This window comes from Pauljensenia sp. UMB1177, assembly GCF_030217965.1.
Classification (GTDB): Bacteria; Actinomycetota; Actinomycetes; order Actinomycetales; family Actinomycetaceae; genus Pauljensenia; species Pauljensenia turicensis_A.
The window spans coordinates 654,658-674,681 of sequence record NZ_JASOOV010000001.1 but is presented as its reverse complement, the minus strand read 5'-3'; the positions used below and the strand labels follow the sequence as shown (position 1 = coordinate 674,681).

At 57.7% G+C, this 20,024-nt stretch carries 17 protein-coding genes and 1 tRNA gene; 17 read left to right on the top strand and 1 reads right to left on the bottom strand.

What is annotated here, in order from left to right:
• The first annotated feature begins 187 nt into the window (after positions 1-187).
• From QP442_RS02960 to QP442_RS02920, 9 genes are read left to right on the top strand one after another with little or no spacing between them, the layout of a single operon-like run.
• Positions 188-949, top strand: a complete 762-nt coding sequence (locus QP442_RS02960) for an ABC-three component system protein (RefSeq protein ID WP_285069578.1) — start codon at positions 188-190, stop codon at positions 947-949.
• On the top strand, positions 946-1,368 hold the full coding sequence (locus tag QP442_RS02955) for an ABC-three component system middle component 2 (protein ID WP_131367587.1): 423 nt from the start codon (positions 946-948) through the stop codon (positions 1,366-1,368). The genes QP442_RS02960 and QP442_RS02955 overlap by 4 nt, the downstream gene beginning before the upstream one ends.
• Positions 1,365-3,191 (top strand): AAA family ATPase, encoded by a 1,827-nt coding sequence (locus QP442_RS02950; protein ID WP_006680377.1) that lies wholly within the window; start codon positions 1,365-1,367, stop codon positions 3,189-3,191. Before QP442_RS02955 ends, QP442_RS02950 begins: the two co-directional genes overlap by 4 nt.
• Positions 3,184-3,432, top strand: coding sequence for a helix-turn-helix domain-containing protein (locus tag QP442_RS02945; protein WP_006680378.1), 249 nt, complete (start codon positions 3,184-3,186; stop codon positions 3,430-3,432). The genes QP442_RS02950 and QP442_RS02945 overlap by 8 nt, the downstream gene beginning before the upstream one ends.
• Positions 3,433-3,460: 28 nt before the next feature.
• Entirely contained in the window at positions 3,461-5,026 is a 1,566-nt protein-coding gene (locus QP442_RS02940) for a type I restriction-modification system subunit M (RefSeq protein ID WP_006680379.1), read from the top strand.
• Complete coding sequence (locus QP442_RS02935; RefSeq protein ID WP_006680380.1) at positions 5,023-6,525, top strand: type I restriction-modification system subunit M; 1,503 nt, start codon at positions 5,023-5,025, stop codon at positions 6,523-6,525. Before QP442_RS02940 ends, QP442_RS02935 begins: the two co-directional genes overlap by 4 nt.
• Positions 6,522-7,634, top strand: a complete 1,113-nt coding sequence (locus tag QP442_RS02930) for a restriction endonuclease subunit S (RefSeq protein WP_006680381.1) — start codon at positions 6,522-6,524, stop codon at positions 7,632-7,634. The genes QP442_RS02935 and QP442_RS02930 overlap by 4 nt, the downstream gene beginning before the upstream one ends.
• Entirely contained in the window at positions 7,624-10,098 is a 2,475-nt protein-coding gene (locus tag QP442_RS02925) for a type I restriction endonuclease subunit R (protein ID WP_285069577.1), read from the top strand. The genes QP442_RS02930 and QP442_RS02925 overlap by 11 nt, the downstream gene beginning before the upstream one ends.
• Positions 10,049-10,549, top strand: a complete 501-nt coding sequence (locus QP442_RS02920; RefSeq protein WP_285069576.1) for a hypothetical protein — start codon at positions 10,049-10,051, stop codon at positions 10,547-10,549. Before QP442_RS02925 ends, QP442_RS02920 begins: the two co-directional genes overlap by 50 nt.
• A gap of 278 nt (positions 10,550-10,827) precedes the next feature.
• Here QP442_RS02920 and QP442_RS02915 read toward each other — a convergent pair.
• Positions 10,828-10,901 (bottom strand) — tRNA-Gly (locus QP442_RS02915).
• A 377-nt stretch (positions 10,902-11,278) separates the two neighbouring features.
• Here QP442_RS02915 and QP442_RS02910 point away from each other — a divergent pair.
• The 8 genes from QP442_RS02910 (at position 11,279) to QP442_RS02875 (ending at position 19,962) form a co-directional block, all read left to right on the top strand.
• A complete protein-coding gene (locus QP442_RS02910; RefSeq protein ID WP_103632974.1) occupies positions 11,279-11,713 on the top strand; it encodes a (deoxy)nucleoside triphosphate pyrophosphohydrolase in 435 nt (144 codons plus the stop codon).
• Positions 11,714-11,783: 70 nt separating this feature from the next.
• Entirely contained in the window at positions 11,784-12,470 is a 687-nt protein-coding gene (locus QP442_RS02905; RefSeq protein ID WP_103632973.1) for a TetR/AcrR family transcriptional regulator, read from the top strand.
• Positions 12,471-12,690: 220 nt separating this feature from the next.
• Positions 12,691-13,053 (top strand): thioredoxin, encoded by a 363-nt coding sequence (gene trxA / locus QP442_RS02900; protein WP_103632972.1) that lies wholly within the window; start codon positions 12,691-12,693, stop codon positions 13,051-13,053.
• A gap of 61 nt (positions 13,054-13,114) precedes the next feature.
• Positions 13,115-13,939 carry a sensor histidine kinase gene (locus tag QP442_RS02895; protein ID WP_219810995.1) on the top strand — a complete coding sequence of 275 codons (825 nt, stop codon included), beginning with the start codon at positions 13,115-13,117 and terminating at the stop codon, positions 13,937-13,939.
• Complete coding sequence (locus QP442_RS02890) at positions 13,939-14,631, top strand: response regulator transcription factor (protein WP_006680387.1); 693 nt, start codon at positions 13,939-13,941, stop codon at positions 14,629-14,631. Before QP442_RS02895 ends, QP442_RS02890 begins: the two co-directional genes overlap by 1 nt.
• A 213-nt stretch (positions 14,632-14,844) precedes the next feature.
• A complete protein-coding gene (locus tag QP442_RS02885; protein WP_006680388.1) occupies positions 14,845-16,224 on the top strand; it encodes an MFS transporter in 1,380 nt (459 codons plus the stop codon).
• Between the two features lie 133 nt (positions 16,225-16,357).
• Positions 16,358-18,853, top strand: coding sequence for a substrate-binding domain-containing protein (locus tag QP442_RS02880; protein WP_285069575.1), 2,496 nt, complete (start codon positions 16,358-16,360; stop codon positions 18,851-18,853).
• On the top strand, positions 18,850-19,962 hold the full coding sequence (locus QP442_RS02875; protein ID WP_103632970.1) for an ABC transporter ATP-binding protein: 1,113 nt from the start codon (positions 18,850-18,852) through the stop codon (positions 19,960-19,962). Before QP442_RS02880 ends, QP442_RS02875 begins: the two co-directional genes overlap by 4 nt.
• Positions 19,963-20,024 lie beyond the last annotated feature (62 nt).

The following is a 20,024-nucleotide window of genomic DNA, read 5'->3' as shown; positions in this document are numbered from 1 at the left end:
CCGTGGATTCGTTCTTGACTTCTTTGACCGGGCTTGCGACGAAAAGCTCCTCCCAGGTCGGCTACCTGAAAACGAGTGCAGCAAGAACACCATCCCTGCTGGATGGCTGAGAGGTATCGATCGACGAGACCTCAACAAGATCTGGAATGGAAAACGGCCTCTACCAGAGGACACCGCAAGACGCATCTTGCCCGCCATCAGCGAGCAGAGAATCATCGCACTGTGGGGAGATACCTCTACCGGCGATGCAATCAGGGATCTTGCACTCAAGCTTCGTAAGGACGGCCTACAGATCAACAAACCGATTGATGTTCCGAAGGCCGTGTATGTGCTCATCAAAGAAGTCGTCAAATCAAACGCTGAGGGAAATGACCTCCTGCGGGACCAAGGCGGCGACGAGAAAATCGTCATCCCCGGCGTACAGACCTACCCGTTATCTACCGGCCGTATTTCCGGCAATTCGCTCCAGATCGGGACCTCGAGCATCGCAATTTCTCCAGCTCCGCCCGTCCCTGAGGAGTTAGCGCCTGAAGAGGTCTACGTGCAACGCGCGCTTGACGCGATCGCCGAAAAACTTGGGAAGGAGCCCGTCTCCTTCGAGCAGCTGAAGGCTCTTCCGGGTAAGTACGCGAAGTTCTTGGTCCGTCAGCGCACCCATTACTGGTCCGCTGTCGGACGTCACCGTAACCTGCAGGAGATTCGCCCAGATGATGGGGATGAACAGTTTGAACGGATCAAGGATGATCTTGACGACTTCCTCGAAACCACGTGGATGTCAGATGTTTTCCCTGACGGTTACGAGCGGATGCTGAAGACGCTTGGGCAGGCTAGCCATTATCAGGTAGGGGGGTCTGTTCTAACGAGCATCCCTGACTTGTTTGCTGCGAGCCACAAGCAAGGTATGACGCACATGCTGGTCAACGAGGACCGAATCGAGTGGTCATCATGAGCAGCACAATCTTCAACTCCCAGTTCGAAAACTGCATGCGCTTACTTGTCGCCCTAGACAAGCTTGAAACCGCGGTGACAGCGACCGAGCTTGCTGACGCCGATTTTGCAGCAACCTACGCTAGACACTTCGGTCTCGGCAGAACCGACCTGCACGGGTCCACGGCCTTCGTTAATGCGATTTACACGCAGCGCCGAAGCAAAGCTCACGAGGCAATCCAGCTGCTCGTGGCACACGGTTACGCCTATGCAGACCATGCTGGTGACGTGCCGCGCTTCACCATATCCGAGTCTGGTGCCCACCTGGTGAGCCACGTGTCTTCTAGCTACGCCCAGCACTACCAACGCTATGTCGCAGCAGCATTGGCGGCCCTACGCAACGACACGCTGCACCTGATCGGTGTGAAGGAGGAAGCATGAGCGGACTTTGGATTAGCGAGATTCGCGCATACCCAAACCACGGCGCCCCCTCCACGATCACGCTCACACAGGGCCTGAACGTCATTGCCGGACCATCGAACACTGGGAAAACCCGCGTCGCCCGCACTATCGACTTCGTCATGGGCGGGGACCTCGTCCCTTTCACCGATGACTCGGACTACTGCACCGCAGAAATCGACCTCGTCACCGCCGAGGGAGAAATCATCACCCTGCGACGCAGCATCGGAGGAGACTACGTTGTCAGTCCACAGCCTGGCGCTGACAGCAAGGTCTACAGCGTGAAGCGAGACGAGAAGGATCCCAAGACGGATCTGAACTCGTTCCTAGTGTCGCTACTCGATTTCAAGCCCAGCCGCAAGGTCATCAAGAATTCCAGCTGGGAGAGCCAGGCGCTGACATGGCGCAGCCTTTACCACCTGCTGTACGTGCCTGAGAGCTACATTGATCGGCTCGACTCAACAATCTTGCGCAGGGGTGGAGCCAACGATTACGTCACTCGTACTGCGGAACTGTCGACTCTGCTTGTGCTCGCGCAAGACGAAAACTTCGATGACATTGAGCCTCAAGAATCCGACAAAGATCGCCGTATCCGCCAGCGATCAGTCAAGCAGTTCATCACCAGGCAAGTTGAGGCAGCTCGAGAGAAGGAGACGGAGCTCAGGAAAGTAGAGGAGCAGTACCGGGGCCGCGATATCGAAGCGGAACTCGCTACCCTCAACGCCGAGTTCGACCAGCTCCGTCGAGACCAGATCGAGCTCAACGCCACCGGGCGAACGATCACCACCAAGATCAAAGAGATCGATGAGAACGTCGCTGCGTTTGCAGTAGACAAATACCAGCGTCAAGAACTCATCAGCCACCTGGAAGCAGACCTGCACCGGCTCGAGTTCCTCGCCGGGGCAAGCGTTGATCCCGACACGTTGAACATCAACATGTGCGGTTACTGTAAGCAACCAGTAGACGCGAGCATGAACCATCCCAGTCAGGAACAAATCGACGTCCAGCGCACTCGCCTAGAAGAGCAACTCTCGGGTGCACGGTCCAACCTGGCCGAGCTGGACTACATGATGTCGGAACTGACCCAACAGCGAGCTGACCTGGTGCTCAAGCATGCCGAACTTCAAGATAGAATCGCTCACACGATCACGCCGCGCCAAGAACAGCTGACGCGTGAGGTTCGCACGCTCAAGGAGGTAGCGGGTATACAAGCGCGTCTCGAGCAGCTCCAGGAAACAATCCTGGCCCTGACTGATCTGGGGCCGCAAGCGGCTGAGAAGCGGGAACCATACAAGCCTATGGAGTTTTTCAACGCGGACTTCATCTACTCAATGAACACCACGATTCGTCGGATCCTCCATGAAATCGGCTTTCCCTCTGCTGACACGGCGGTATTCGACGAGGCCACCCTCGACGTGACGATCGACGGATACCGAAAGGACACCAAGGAGGGTAAAGGCTTCGCCGCCTTGCTCAACACCGTGGTGATGGTCGCCTTCCATGAGTACCTCGATCAACGCTCACCCCACGCACCGCAGTTCCTCATCATTGATTCACCGCTGAAAAACTTCGACGACAGCCAGCTCACAGCGCCGGACTCCATGCGACAGAAACTACTGGACTACATCGCCTGCACAACCACAAACCGTCAGGTCATCCTGTGCGAGAACCTCAATCTCCTCAGCGGGGTGGACCTCGACGCACTTCCCAACACGACAGCCATCCGATTCAGCAAAGACCCGTACCAGGGCCGCTACGGCTACCTCAACGGGGTCTACGAGCCGGGAGAACACCCACATGAGTAGCCAATCCACCAAGCTCAAGATCAGCTACAAACCCCTGTGGAAAACACTGATCGACAAAGGAATGCGCAAACAGGACCTCCGCGAAAAGGCGAAAATCTCGGCATCCACGATCGCCAAACTCGGCCGGGACGAGAACGTCACAACCGCAGTACTCGTGCGCATATGCGAAGCACTCGAATGCGGGCTAGGCGACGTGGCTGTTTTAGAACGACGTCCAAGCCAAGAGAACATTAGCCAATAGAACTTAGAAACAATCCAAGGAACATTTAGTGACCAACAAGCAACTAACCCTCAGTGAATTGGAGCAGTACCTCGCTGCTGCTGCCGATTTGCTGCGCGGCGGGATCGACCAGGCCGACTTTAAGGCCTACATCTTTCCGCTGATGTTCTTCAAGCGTCTCAATGACGTGCACCAGGAAGAATACGAACTGGCGCTCTCGCAGTCAGGCGGCGACGAAGATTTCGCTGCACTGCCAGAGAACTACTCCTTTGTCATCCCTGAGCAGGCTTCGTGGGAGAACGTTCGCTCGACAACGAAGGACGTGGGGCAAGCTCTCGTGACCGCGTTCCGCTTGATCGAAGCGAATAATCCTCACCAACTCGGTGGGATTTTCGGCAGCGCTGCCTGGACTAACAAAGCCAAACTGCCCGATGAGCGCCTGCTGGATCTGCTCGAGCACTTCTCCACCAAGACTCTGTCAAATGCGAATGTGGCACCGGACGTGTTCGGGCAGGCCTACGAGTACCTGATCAAGCGGTTTGCGGACCTCTCCCGCAAGAAAGCGGGCGAGTATTACACCCCGCGCTCAGTGGTGCGCATGATGGTGGAAATCCTGGATCCTCAGCCGGGCCAGACCACTTATGATCCTGCCTGCGGCACGGCTGGCATGCTCATCGAGGTCATCGCCCATGCCAAGGAACAGGGGCATGATCCGCGCCTGCTCTGGGGCAAACTGTATGGGCAGGAAAAGACACTCACGACGGCTTCGATTGCTCGCATGAACCTGCTACTGCACGGGGTTCCGGAATTCAACATCGTGCGTGAGGACACCCTGCGAGCTCCCGCTTTCCACGCCGGTGAGCGCCTGCAACAGTTCGACAACGTGATCGCGAATCCACCGTTTTCGCTGAAAAACTGGGGGCGCGATGCGTGGGAGACGGACCCGTGGGGCCGAAACCTGCTCGGAGGTACCCCACCTGCGGGCTATGCGGACTGGGCATGGATCGAACACATGGTGGCATCCGCCAAACCCGGCTCGGGCAAGGTAGCCGTGGTCGTGCCACAGGGCGCACTGTTCCGTGGTGATGTGAATAGTAAGTCTGGGGATAACGAGGCAACGATTCGCCGCGAGTTCATCGAGCGTGACCTCATCGCGGCAGTGATCGAGCTGGCCCCCAACCTGTTCTACGGCACGGGGCTGGCTCCCGCGATTGTGGTGCTGCGTACCAGCAAACAGCCTGAGCGAGCAGGCAAGATCCTTTTTGTGGACGGCTCGGAGCTGTTCACTAAGGGGCGTAACCAGAACACCTTGGAGCGTGAGCACGCCGTCCGCATCGTACAGGCTTACCAGGAGTTCAGCGTGCAGGAGCATTTTGCGCACGTGGCCAGCCTGGACGAGGTGCGCGCCCAGGAATACAACCTCACCGTCGCCCGCTACGTCGCCAAACCACAGAGTGAAACCGGCACCAGCCTGGAAGACGCCATCGAACAGCTGACGGAAACGTGGCAGCAAGTGCAAGCCTCACGTGCACGCCTTGAGGAAGAACTCGCGAAGTGGGGCCTGGTGTTTGATGCTGCAGCGGCAGTGGATGAGGTCGCGGAGGAGGCGAGATGAGTAAGCGAATCACCCAAGAACAGCTTGAGTCCTACCTGTGGGGCGCGGCTGAACTTCTGCGCGGCCTGATCGATGCCGGTGACTACAAGCAGTACATCTTCCCGTTGGTGTTTTTGAAGCGCATCAGCGACGTCTACGACGAAGAACGCGCCCAGGCGCTCGCCCTGTATGGCGATGAGGACCTAGCCGACCTGCCAGAGAACCACCGCTTCGCCATCCCCGAGGGTGCCCACTGGCAGAACTTGCGCGAAACCACCACCAACATTGGCGAGACCGCGCGCACTATCATGCGCGCCATCGAAGCAGCCAACCCCACCACCCTCGCTGGCGTGTTCGGAGACGGCGACTGGTCCAACAAAGAACTGCTGCCGGATGCCACCTTGGCGGACCTCATCGAGCACTTCTCCAAACGCACCCTGAGCCTGGAAAACCTCCCCGAGGACGAGCTCGGCCAGGGCTACGAGTTCCTGATTAAGAAGTTCGCCGATGATTCGGGGCATACCGCCCAGGAGTTCTACACCAACCGCACCCTCGTACACCTCATGGCGCAGATGCTTGCGCCACAGCCGGGAGAATCCTGCTACGACCCCACCTGCGGCACGGCTGGCATGTTGATTTCCACCGTGGCAGAGCTGAAACGCCAGGGCAAGGAATGGCGCAACCTGAGCCTGTACGGGCAGGAGCTCAACTACGGGACCAGCGCTATCGGCAAGATGAATATGTTCCTCCATGGCATCGAAGATGCCCACATCGCCCACGGGGACACGCTGAAAAATCCGGCGTTCACCAATGCTGACGGCCACCTGCAAACCTTCGATATCGTGCTGGCAAACCCACCGTACTCGATCAAGAACTGGGACCGCGATCTCTTCAGCAACGACCCTTATGGGCGCAACATGTGGGGCACCCCACCGCAAGGGCGCGCCGACTACGCCTTCTTCCAACACATCGCCGCATCCCTCGAGCCCCGCACTGGCCGGGCGGCGATCCTCTTCCCCCACGGGGTGCTCTTCCGTCAGGAAGAATCCACGATGCGCCAGGCTGCTGTTGAGTCTGACCTGATCGAGGCGGTCATCGGCCTGGGGCCGGGGCTGTTCTACAACAGCCCCATGGAAGCCGTGGTGATCATTCTGCGCGCTAACAAACCCGCCGAACGCAAGAACAAGATCCTGTTCATCAATGCGGTAGATGAATACGCCCGCATCAGCGCCCAGAGTTTCCTGCTCGGCGAGCACCAGCAAAAGATCCTGCGCGCCTACCAGGCATTTCAGGATCAGCCGGGGTTTACCCGCGTGGCCACCGTGGATGACATTGCCGCTCTCGACTACACCCTGGCCATCCCACGCTACGTCAGCCCAGCCGCAGCCAGCGATGCAGGCAACGGGGATGCAGGTCCTGGCTTTGCCGAGGCGCTCACCGCGTGGCGGCGCGCAGCCGCCCAGACCGATGCCGCCTTCGCCGAACTACTCGATTCTCTCACCGAGGAGGTGAACAAGTGAGCCTGCACATCGATAAAGGCACCTGGACCGGAGTCAAGCTCGGTGATGTGGTGCGCAACGTCAACGAAAGCGTGAAAGACCCCGCGTCGATTGGAATCGACCGTACTATCGGGCTGGAACATATCGAATCAGGAAACTTTGAGGTGCAAGGCTATGGCACCTTGGACGAAGGCGTGAGCTTCACCCGACGGGTACGCCCTGGTCAGGTGCTGTTCGGGAAGCGACGCGCATACCTGCGTAAGGTCGCTGTTGCCTCCTTCGATGCAGTGTGCTCTGGCGACATCCTGGTCTTCGAGCCGAAGGACGATCGACTCGATGCGCGTTTTCTACCTTTCCTTGTGAGCTCAGACGAGTTCTTCGATACCGCGCTGCAAACCTCGGCGGGCTCGATGTCTCCTCGCACCAGTTGGAAAGCCCTCGCGGCCTACGAGTTCCTGCTCCCACCTATCGAAGAACAACACCGCATCGCCGACCTCCTATGGGCTGTTAAGAGTCACCTGGCGACACTCAAGTCTCAAGCACTGATTCTTGAAGCCACGGACACTCGGAATGGGTTTGGAAAATGGCTAGCTGAGCGATTTCGGAATGCTGAGACTGCAAAATTTTCCGAGTTATTTCAAGTGTCGAGTGGTAGTTTTCTTCCCGCCAAGAACTTTATCGAGGGTCAGATTCCCGTTTATGGCGGAAATGGTATTGCTGGTTACCACGGCAGTTCAAACACTGAAGCCGATGCCATCATTATTGGTCGTGTTGGCGCTTACTGCGGTAACGTACATAAGGTGGAGGCTCCAGCCTGGATTACAGACAATGCGCTGATAGTCAAAATAAAAAATCCAGAGCTTTTTGTCTCATTGGACTACATTGCACTGTTGTTGAAGCTACTAGGTCTAAATGCTTATGCTTCACAAACTGCACAGCCTTCTTTGTCGGGTAAAACTCTAGCCGAATGTCGGGTTCCGCTCGTGGCGATAGAAGAGCAGTTTCACATTCAAGAAGTTTTGAACTTTATCCAGGCAACGCAGTCTGCTATCGAGTTTGAGTCTCAGAATCTCGCTAGCTTTGCAATGGAGATTCAATTTTCGATATTTGGAGGCTCTGATGTTCGCTGAGAATCCGACTGTGCGAGATTTTGTGTTTGACCGGGTGGCCAGCCTCGACGTGCAGGGTATTGAGGGTCACGACCTGCCGCGTGACACACACGAGGTGCTGCTTGAAGGTCCTCTGCGTGCGGCGCTGATTCGCTTGAACCCTGAGATCGCAGCCCAGGAGTCACGCGCTGATGAGGTTATCACCGCCCTGCGGCGCATCCTGCTCGACGCGACCCACACCCCGCATCCGGTGGTAGCTAACGAGCAGTTCACTGCCTGGCTCACCGGCGATAAATCCATGCCCTTTGGCGAAAGTGGCGAGCACGTGCCCGTGAGGCTCATTGATTTCGACCACCCGGAGGACGACTCCTCAAACCAATGGATGGTCTCGCGCGAAGTTACCTTCCGGCAAGGCAAAGAAACCAATCGCTTTGACGTGGTGATCTGGTGTAACGGGCTACCACTCGTGGTGGTAGAAACCAAGACTGCAGTGGGGCCGTCGAAGACCTGGCTTGATGGTGCCCAACAGATTCACGACGAGTACGAGGTGGAAGCCTCCCAGTTCTTCGTGCCCAATGTGTTTAGCGTAGCCACAGACGGAAAAGAGCTCCGCTACGGCTCAGTAGGGATGCCGATAGAAAAATGGGGGCCGTGGCGCGATGAAGACGAACCCTCCGACGCAGTACCTGGCCTAACCAAGGTCGGCAATGCCATCGACGGCCTCCTGCAGCCCGAGGTGATTTTGGACTTCCTGCGGTTCTTCTCCACCTTCGGCACCGACCGTCAACATCGGCGCATCAAGCTCATCGCCCGCTTTCAACAGATCCAAGCCGCCAACAAAATCGTTGCCCGTGTGCTGGAAGGCAAGAAAAAGCAGGGGCTGATCTGGCATTTCCAAGGCTCTGGTAAATCACTGCTGATGGTGTTCACCGCGCGCAAACTGCGCGCCCAGCCACAGTTGAAGTCGCCCACAGTCATGGTGGTGGTCGACCGCACCGACCTGGATGCGCAAATCACTTCAACGTTCCTGGCCGCTGACGTGGCCAATATGGTGCAGGTGGGCAGCAAAGCAGAACTGAAAGACCTGCTGAATGCTGGTAGTCGCAAGGTCATCATCACCATGATCCACAAGTTTGGTGACATCACCGAGGCGCTCGATGAGCGCGACAACATCATTGTGATGGTCGACGAAGCCCACCGTACCCAGGAGGGCGACCTAGGCCGCGCCATGCGCACCGCACTGCCGAACGCGTTCCTCTTCGGCCTCACCGGCACGCCCATCAACAAGCGCGACCACAACACCTTCAAGTGGTTTGGAGACCCCAGCGACGAATCCGGGTACCTCTCCCGATACAGTTTCCAAGACTCCCAGCGCGACGGAGCCACGCTGCCGCTGAACTTTGAGCCTCGCCTGTCTGAAATGCACCTCGATGAGCACGCTATCGATATCGCGTTTGAGGAGCTGACACGGGAAAACGAGCTCACCGAAGCGGATCGCACGAAACTCTCCAAACAGGCATCCAGCATTGAGGTGCTCATCAAGGCCCCTGACCGCGTGGCCAAGGTGGCCGCCGACATCGCAGAGCACTTCCAGTCGCATGTCGCCCCGCAAGGCTTCAAAGCGCAGGTGGTGGTCTACGACAAAGAAATGTGCGTGGCCTACAAGCACGAACTGGACAAATACCTTCCCACTGAGGCCAGCACCGTGGTCATGAGCTCGGCACAAACCGACCCGCCCGAGTGGCATCAATGGACACCAGATCGCAGCCAAATGGACCGCCTACTCGAGCGATTCAACAACCCGAATGATCCGCTCAAGATCGTCATCGTCACCGCCAAACTGCTGACCGGCTTCGATGCCCCCATCTTGCAGGCACAGTACCTCGACAAGCCCCTGCACGACCACACACTGCTGCAAGCCATCACCCGCACCAACCGTGTCTACCCGCCAAACAAGGCCTACGGGCTGGTGGTGGACTACCTGGGAGTGTTCGATGACCTCGCCAACGCGCTGTCCTTCGATGACCAGTCCGTTCGAGACGTCATCAAGAATCTCGATGACCTGGTGGACCAATTCCCGCCGGCAATGCAGGCTGCTCTCGCATTCTTCCCTGGCGTGGACCGCACGCAAGACGGATGGGAAGCACTTCAAGCCGCACAGGAAATGCTCGGCGAAGACCGCCGCGATGCTTTCGCTAAGGCCTACTCGATAGTGCACCAACTGTGGGAGGCACTAAGCCCTGCACCATTCCTGGCCGAATACAAGCGCGACTACACCTGGCTGACTGCTGTCTACCAGTCCACCCGCCCAGCAGAGACCTCAAACAGGCTCCTTTGGCATGCGCCTCGGCGGAAAGACCCTTGCCCTCATCCACGAGCACGTACAGGTAGACCTGCCGCGCCGAGATCTGGAAACTATCGTCCTGGATGCAGACTTGGTCGAGGACCTGATGCTCGGTGGGCGCGGCACCGTGGACCCAGATGAACTCGCCAAGATCGTCTCCAAGCGCATTGCCAAACACGCGGGCGATCCCCTCTTCATTGCCCTGGGTAAGCGACTACAGGATCTGCGCAAACGCTATGCCGACGCGCAGCAGCACAGCCTGGACTTCCTGCGCGAACTCCTCGAACTAGGCCGCGACACCTTGCAGGCCGAGAAAGAAGCCGGCGAGGTGCCACGCGAGGAACGCGGCAAGGCAGCACTTACGGAGCTGTTCGAGACCGTGCGAAGCGAGTCCACGCCTATCATCGTGGAGAAGGTCGTCGAGGAGATCGACAATGTCGTTAGGCAGGTACGCTTCGACGGTTGGCAGTCTACGAGCGAGGGGGACCGAGAGGTTCGCCGCCAACTGCGACTGATATTGGTCGTCAAGTTCAAGATCAAGTCCACCGACGTTTTCGACAAGGCTCACGAATACATCCGTGAGTACTACTAATCGCCGAAGGTGAACCTTTGGACGCTTGCTCGATACTTTTTGACGCAAGCCCCATACTTTTTGACGCGGGGCCGTACTTTTTGACGCTTCCAGCCTCGACGGACCGAGCAGGCCCCTGAGGTACCCCTCCGAGGCCCTGATTCGCCCCAACTGGGAGCTGCTCCACAGCTCCACGACCCGACCTCAACGCCCCGAAAACCGCCCCAGAACAGCGAAAACGCCACTCCGAACACTTCCCGGCGGGACCGGGACTCTTTGTATCCAGAGTGACGTTCTATTGGAGCGGGCGACGGGAATCGAACCCGCCTCTGAAGCTTGGGAAGCTTCCATTCTACCGATGAACTACGCCCGCAATTCATCGCCATTGGCAACAGGTTTGATCATACCAGAGGTCAAACATACTGGTCAGCCAAGGCGACAGACAAAGAGAGGAGGGACGCTGTCCCACAAGGAATCGCGCCCCTCCTCTTGATCAACGCTTGACTAGGCCGACAGGATCAGCCTGGCGCACGCAGATCAACAGCGGCAGAGACGGTGCGCCCACCCCACGCAAGTACCTCCGCGTGGGTTTCGACTCCGTTGGAATTCAGATCAGACCAACGAGATCCATCAGGACGCGTGTGGCCAAGCTTAAAATCGGCAGTTTCAACGGCTCGTTGAAGGGAGATCTTTTCAAGTTCGTATGACCACTATATTACCTTCGTCCCACACACTGCCTACACTGCAGTCATGCCCCGCTTAGTTGTTGCCGCCGCCATCGTCGACTCGCTCGACAACCCAACGCAGTTGCTCTGCGCCGCACGCTCATACCCGCCCGAGCTGGCAGGAAAATTTGAGCTTCCCGGCGGAAAGATCGATCGCGACGAGGCCCCGCTTCAGGCACTTCACCGCGAAATACGCGAAGAAATGAACACCGCCATCCGCGTGGGCGCTCAGGTAATGACAGAAGAGGGCACGTGGTGGCCGATCCTGCAGGGGCGCACGATGGGAGTCTGGTTAGCTGAACTAGCGCCGGACGCGCCCGCCCCCACTTTGAATGGTTCCCATAGTGAGTTCCGCTGGACTCCTTTAGACAAGGTCGACACGCTTGACTGGATTGGCTGCGATCTTGAGATTGCGATGGCCGTTGCACGCACATCCGGTTTCGAGCCAGCGGACCGCTAAGAGCCTGAATATATGACCAAATACCTAGATAATTTGGCGACATATGGGGTACATCTGTCAGAATAGTCCTATGCCTAAGATCATCGGAGACTCCCTAGAAAACCACCGCGCTCTGACTCGCCACAAGCTTTTCGACGCGCTCGGAGGGCTCCTCGCCGAACAGTCTTTCGACACGATCACCATGTCGCAGATCGCGTCACGCGCCAACGTCGGACGCACCGCTGTGTACAACCACTTCGAAGATAAAGAAGTTCTGCTCCTTGCCTACATGAACGAGGCAACCGCAGAATTCTCGGCACTTCTTCACGAATCAATCGACACAGAACCCGACCCGATTGAGCGCCTCCGCATCTACGTGCACGCACACTTGGAGATGACCAGTCGCTACCACCTAGCAAGTCGCGTTCACCTGCGCGATCAGATGTCGACGGAAAAGTCCGAACATCTTCACGAGCATGCAGGCGTGATCGGCAACCTCCTTCTCAACATCCTCATCGATGCAATGAAGTGTGAAGCGATCCCCATGCAGGACCCGCACATTCTGGTCGCGCTGATCCACGCCTGCTTGTCCGGGCAACGCCTGCCCTCGGATCCCGACAAGCGACGCGCACTCTGCGTAGCATCGGAAGCGTTCGTCTTGCGCGCAGTTGGAGCCTCGTCGGAGAAAATCCACGCACTCCCCTCGCCGAAAAAGTGCGCCGAAGCCGAAGAGCACAATACCCAGGCCTCTTTTATGCGGTGCCCGGTCGCGCACTGACGCGCAGATACGAGGCCCCCTGAAACAGCCTTACCGTCACAGACGTGCGACGCACACCACACCTCTCAAACAATCGCAGGGAATAGATTCACTACTCAGGCCGTTGAACTCTACGAAACGGGAAACCGCAACGAAATAATCAAAGCGATTCCCAGCAATAGATCACGCTCATACAATCGCACCTAGGGTTCACTCGAACCCCGCACATAAGGAGACCGCATTGGCCACCGTCACGCTTCACAACGACAACTTTGAAACCACCGTCGCCGAAAACGCCATCGTCTTGGTTGACTTCTGGGCAACTTGGTGCGGCCCGTGCCGCCAGTTCGGTCCGGTCTACGAAGAAGCCTCCAACAAGCACACCGACATTGTCTTCGGCAAGGTCGATACCGACGCAGAGCAGAACCTTGCTCGCGCAGCTCAGATCTCGTCCATCCCGACGATCATGGCGTTCCGCGACGGCATCGCCGTCTTCCGTCAGTCCGGCGCCCTTCCGGGTGCTGCACTCGACGATCTGATCCAGCAGATCCGCGACCTCGACATGGATCAGGTTCGCGCATCCATTGCCGAATCCCAGAAGTGAACCGGCAGAAAACCCACCTTCCAGGTTTGGCAAGTCGCACTATTAGCGACACACTTGGACCATGAGCCACCCGACGATGATCTTCACAATCGTCGGGTGGCTTTTGTTTATTGCAACCGCAATCACCCTGATTTACGTCATTTCACGGGCGCACAACGGCGAAAAAACGCGGGGTGCCATCCTGCTGAAAAAGAAGAATCACGATGACGAAACAGGCGACGATCTGCTGAGATACCGGCCCGCCATCATCGCCCACGAAATCCGTACTCCGCTGGCACTCATCCGCGGAGCCGGCGAACTGCTCGAAGAAGGTCTTGCTGGCGACCTGAACGAACAGCAACACCACTTCGTTCGCACCATGACAACGAACACTCAGCAGGTCATCGACCTGACCGAGTCAATCATCACCGACCTCAAACTCTCACGTGGCGGAACACTGTCAACCGAGCTCGTCGACGTGAGAGACATCGTTGCCTCAACCGCACGAGAAATGCGACGCATCACCGACATCCCCATCCATGTGAACGCGGTCGGGGGAGTCCTCAACATCCACGCGAACGCTTCCATGCTCCGGCAAGTCATGTGGAACCTGATCAACAACTCACTCCACCACGGAGACGGCACCTCGCCGATCACGATCAGCGTCGCCTCAACCGAAGATGGCGGAGCGCAAATCACCGTCGAGGACTCCGGCCCGGGAATTACCCCTGAAACCCAAGAAAAAATGTTCGACGCTTTCACGTCGGAAACCACCGATGGCCGGGGATCCGGAATCGGACTGATGGTCTCCCAACGAATAATCGAGGCGCACGGTGGCAGAATTATGGTGGACTCGTTGCCTGAGTGTGGCACGGTCATCCACGTTGTACTGCCGAAGGGGAAGTGATGGGACAGCACGCGCTTATCGTCGACGACGAACCCCAGATGCTCTCAATCATCGCCTTCGCGCTGGAAACCCAAGGCTTCACGTGCGAAACGAAACCCAACACCACAAAAGCCTGGCAATACCTTCAAGATCGCAGTGTTGATCTGGTTGTCCTTGACGTCATGACGCCGACCGGATCAGGCGTTGACCTGACCCGAAGAATCCGTGGCGCCGGCATGGCGGTTCCGATCATTTTGCTTACTGCCCTTGGTGATGAAGAAGACCGTATCGTTGGCCTCGAGGCAGGCGCCGACGACTACGTGACCAAACCCTTCAGTCCCCGCGAGCTCGCACTGCGCGCCCAAGCAATCGTCAGGCGAACCCAGCCTGTACGACAACAAGAATCCGTGCACCTCGGGCCCATCACCATCGATGCTGATATGCAACGCATAACCTGGGACGGAGTCGTCATTCCGCTCAGCCCTACCGAACAGCGTGTCCTGACAATCCTAGCCTCGCGACCAAACCAGGACATCCCCTGGCGAGACCTCCTCAGCGAAGGCTGGTCCACAACCGACCAAGTCGGCGCACACGACATGATCAAAACAACGATGTATCGCCTTCGCCGTCAGCTAGAACGTGCGGGCATCGACTCTTCGTGTATCCAGTCGGTCAGGGGACGAGGTTACCGTTTCGTCATCGAGGCCTCATAACGCTGACTTTGAGCACTCGCGCTTGATAAGGGGCCTCGTGCCCCCACTGTGTCCGCCAGACTGCGCGCACGCACCTAGCCCGCACACTCTGGAACGTAGCCCGCCCACTTTGGTAACAGCACTGTTTCCAAACGCCACCAAAACCCGCCCGAATTGTCACCAACCAGAAGACACAATCGTTGAGTCTTAACTCTTCAACTAAAGGAGACACTGTTGTCTTCCCAGTCAAACTCTTTGGGTTTCCTTTCGGCGCCACCGGCAGCACCGCCCGTCAGCCCCGAACGCGTCGACTCGATGTACCGCTCATGGCGCTTCAAGGTGTTCATGGGAATCTTCCTCGGATACGCCGGCTTCTACCTGATCCGTAACAATGTGTCACTAGTGTCGGCAATCCTAAAGGAACACGACATCATGAACGCTGCCGGCATCGGCATCGTTGCCAATGCAGTGCTCTTCGCATACGGCCTGTCGAAGTTCTTTATGGCCATGCTGTCCGACCGCGCAAACGCACGCTACTTCATGCCGATCGGCCTGGCACTCTCGGCAATCATGAACCTGCTGATCGCATTCGTGCCCGTTCTTTCCGCATCAGTCGGCCTCTTCGCGATCATGATGTTCATCAACGGCTGGTTCCAGGGCATGGGCTGGCCTCCCTCAGGTCGCGTCCTGGTCCACTGGTTCTCCACCACCGAACGTGGCTGGATGACCTCGATCTGGAACTGTGCACACAACGTTGGTGGCGCGGGCGTCGGCCTGCTCTCCGCTTGGGCACTCGACACCTTCGCAACCTCCGATGCTGACTGGCGTCCCGCCTTCTGGGCACCGGCAATCGCAGCGCTCATCGTCGCCCTCATTGCACTGATCCTTGTCCGCGACCGCCCCGAAGCCCTCGGCCTGCCGCCGATCGAGGAATACCGCAACGACCCGGCAAAGGTGAAGGAAACCTCGGATATGCCGTGGAAGGAAATGCTGTTCAAGCACGTCCTGACCAACCGCGTCGTCGTCCTCCTGGCTGTCACCAACGTCTTCGTCTATACGCTCCGCTACGGCGTCCTCAACTGGATCCCGATCTACCTGACCGAACAGGTTCACGGCGTCAACGTCAAGGAAGGCATCCTTGGCTTCGCAATCTACGAAGGCGCCGGCATCGCCGGCACCCTGCTCTGCGGCTGGGTTTCCGACAAGATCTTCAAGGGCTGGCGTTCAGGCGCAGGCATCCTCTTCCTGGCAGGCGTTGGCATTTCTCTTCTCGCCTACTGGCTCATGCCTCACAGCGCCCCCATCTGGGTCTTCTACCTGCTCATCGCCGTCATCGGTGGCCTGATCTACGGCCCGGTCATGCTGATCGGTCTTCAAGCAATCGACCTTTCACCCACGAATGTTGCGGGCACCGCAGCTGGCTTCACCGGCCTCTTCGGATACCTGCTCGGCGCAACCCTGGCATCGTCCGGCGTTGGTCTGCTGATCCACAACTTCGGCTGGAACATCGCCTACGGCTTCCTTATTGTCGTTGCCGTCGTCGCCGTCATCCTGATGATGATCGTCGGCAAGGAGGAACGAGCCCTCATGAAGCGTCACGTAGCCAATAAGTGACCTTCTTCCCCGATGTGTATCGCCGGCGACTTCCCAATCTTGGTCGCCGGCGATACTGCATCCTCGCACTAGTCTGGTTCCTATGAAATCCCTACGCCAAAGCCGCCTCAGTTCACTGATCGCGGTGGCGGTCGTGGGGATCATCAGCATCTCGCCACTCTTTCTTCTTTTCGCAGACTCAAAGCCGGGCCTAAGAATCCTGTGCTCCAACACGTCAACGGTGTGCGAAGCTCTAGCTAGGCGCTACGAGCAACGCGAAGAAACAAGCGTCGACGTCGTACGAGTACCAACGTCAGAAGCCCTTGCTCGTCTGATATCAACCCGTGCCCACTCAGAATTCGACGTCTGGGTTGGTGGTCCAGCCGAAGCGCACGTCCAAGCCGAAAACCTCGGACTACTTCGCCTTGCCCCGGACGTTGACACCAGTGGGCTACCCGATGCTTTCCACTCTCGATCGTGGTTCGGGATTTACGGTGGCATCTTGTCCTTCTGCCAGTCACGAACGGTCACACATTCCCCAGAAGGTCTTCGAAGCTGGCAGGACCTGTCATCAACTTCCCTCCCCCTGATCGTCCCTTCTCCCCTGACCTCGGGAACAGCAGCAACATTCTTGAACGTGCAGAAAGAACGCTTCGGCAGTCCCTCGCAAGCAATCCAATTCCTGCGCCAAGTCGACGCTCACACCCTGACCTACGTGAACTCAGGAACCGACCCCGCACACCTTGTCGCAATCGGACGCTCACCCGCATCCATCACTTTCGACAACTACTGTCGCCTTGAAGCACACCATGGCGCCGACGTCATGGTCACCTACCCACTTGACGGAACCGGCTTCGAAATCGGAGCAGCATCTCTTCCCCGACGCACTCGCGAATCCGAGGACGCACAAAAGTTCCTGCAGTGGGTTGTCAGCGACGAAGGACAGGCGCTCGGTGCCGAGGTCGCAGACCAATCCCCCGTCAGTACGCGCCTCCCCGAACACATTTCACGACGTCTTGAAACACTCGGAATATCAATCTTCGGCGATGATCCCAGCGCGGCCTCCCTTCAGCGCGCCACCCTGATTAAGCGATGGACGAAAGACGTCTACCTTCCATCGTCCACCCAGGACGCACCCGCCCCCATTGGCGCGCCCCGCGCCAACCACCACGTGTCAGACACTGAATCTTTACCTCTAGCCGATGAACTGTCATGGAGTGACCTCGTCCCCACTGCCATTCGCACGCTGAAAATCAGCACGTTAGCCGGACTGGGCGCGACAATCCTCGGAATCGCAATCGCACTCCCCCTGTACCTGCGCTCCCGACGAACATTCATCTGGATTCTTCCAGCACTCTTGCCTGCACTGATCCCACCGGCAGTCATCGCTCAAGCACTGATCTGGATGGGCGCCCCACCCTACTCGCAGGCAACAATCGTCGTCGCCCTTGCCATCAACGCAAGCCCCTTCGCTGTCCTCATGCTGAGTTTCATCCTGTCGTCCTTCAACCACGGCGAAGTCCAAACAGCAGTCACTTTCGGGAGCCCCGAGCGAAACATTTTTAAAAAGCTTCTTGCTCCACGCATCCGCGCAGCCCTGATCCCCGCATTCGCGTTGACCACATTCATGGCAGCTTCCGACGTGTCAGCAACAAGCACGAACGCGTCGGCTGAACCGTACCTACCGGTGTTGGCGCTCAATGCGTTGAACTCAGGACTCGATTCTTCCGTCCCCACTCACATCGCACTCATCTACGTTGGAGTCGCGTCCGCGACCACGTTCATCGTTTTGCGTAGCTTGACGCTGACTCGTTACACAGCCCGGCAGACAACATACCCAACCCCGATGAAGGAATACCTTCCGACGCTATCCGCAAGCGTCATCCCCTTCGCGTTGATATTCGTAATTATGAGTGCAGGAATCATCATCGTGATGCTCGTCGGAGCGTCCAATTGGTTCATCCACACCGCATCTGCGGAACTCTTGGGGCAGACCGTCAGAGAATCACTGCTGATCCTGGGCATCGTCCCGCTGAGCGCAGCAATAGGATTCTTGATTGCCAGGCACCGCTGGGCATTCCCCCGCGCGATCAACGCCCTGTTCCTGACTGCCTTGTTGTCCGCCCCCATTGCCGGCGGAATTCTGATTCACTTAGTTTTCCAACACCCGATATCAATCGGCGACCACACGATCCTGCCACGCTTGTTGGGTGGCGGCTCGATTGCGGGTGGCATGCTGACGGTGGTTCTCACCAATCTTCTTCTTGCCCTGCCGGCCTCATATTTCCTGATGTCGTTCTCACTGCTCTCTGTTCGCCAAGCGATGAGGACCGCGGAAGAACTGGGAGCAAGCACTACGCGCACCACTCTCACAGTGGTGATTCCCGCCTTGGCAGGTCGACTGATCGGTGTGTTTGCAGCACTCAGCGGGTTGCTCATGTGCATGAGCGCCCCCTCGGCGTTCGTTGTCCCCGTCGGTTCCGCGTTCCCAGCCGTTGCGCTTCTTCCACTTGGCATCCACGGCGATCACTGGTCAGTGTTAGCTCTTGGCACGCTCGCCGCATCATCTGCCCTCGTCATGATTAGTTTGGGCATCGCATTCATTACCTCAACGACACGTCACTCCGGATATGTCAGGAAGGGCCTATGACAACCTCTACTCACATGAACTCCGGACTGCATGTTTGTGGTCTGGACGTTCACCGTGGCTCACGCATCCTGAGCGACATTTCATTCGACGTTGCCCCGGCCGAGATCCTTGCTGTCGTTGGACCATCGGGGTGCGGCAAGACAACGCTCTTACATACCCTTGCGGGCATCGAAGCGGCCAGAAGTGGTTCCATCGTCGTTGACGGCTCGGACATCACCACTCTTCCCGCAGGAAAACGCCCAACCGGCCTACTTTTTCAGACGCCCTCGTTGTTCAATCATATGAACGTCCACGAAAACATTGCTTTCGCGCTGGATAGTACGAATGTTCCCCCTGCTCAACGCGAGTCTTTGATCGATTCGATCATGGTTCGCATGGGTATCGTCGGCCTAGCATCACGCTACCCCTACCAGCTGTCGGGCGGTCAGGCTCAACGCGTCGCTCTGGCACGGACACTTGTGCGACGACCCTCCGTCCTGCTGTTGGATGAGCCCCTCGCGCACGTGGGCGCATCCGTTGCGTCAACGATCCGAGCTTCCCTGATTCGCGAGGTTCGACGCTTGGGCAGTGCAGTTCTCTACGTGACGCACGATGTGACCGAAGCGTGTCTGGTCGCCGATCGAATCATGCTGTTGGATTCGGGGCGGTGCCTGCAGATCGACACCGCGCGGATGCTGTATGCGCAACCGAATTCCATCGAAGTTGCGCACCTGATGGGCATCCCCAACATCGTGTCGGGCACGGTCGAAAGTGTTGATGAGGCTCCCGCTTCGTCGCTTCTTCTGGCAACGGTGACGTGTGGGACTGTGACCTATTCGATTCCTGCTCCCCACGACACGAAGCCGGGAGACGTTCAGATCAGCATTCCGCCCGAGAATATTCATTTGACTCCCAGTGCCCCGTATTCGGTGATCGGGCGTCACGGGCAAATCATTTCCGCTTCGTTCGTCAGATCCCATATGTCCTATGACGTAGAAACCGAGATCGGGACGTTGGTTGTCCGCACACCCGACACATCAATTCCCTTTGAAGTCGGTGCACTGGTTGAGTTTGATGTGACGTCGGGGTGGGTGCTTCCAAGCTCAGATGCGGACAACGAAGTCGCGTAAAGAAATGGGGCGCTGGGGGTTTCATCCCACCAGCGCCCCTTCCCTAGGATTGGCTTGATGCA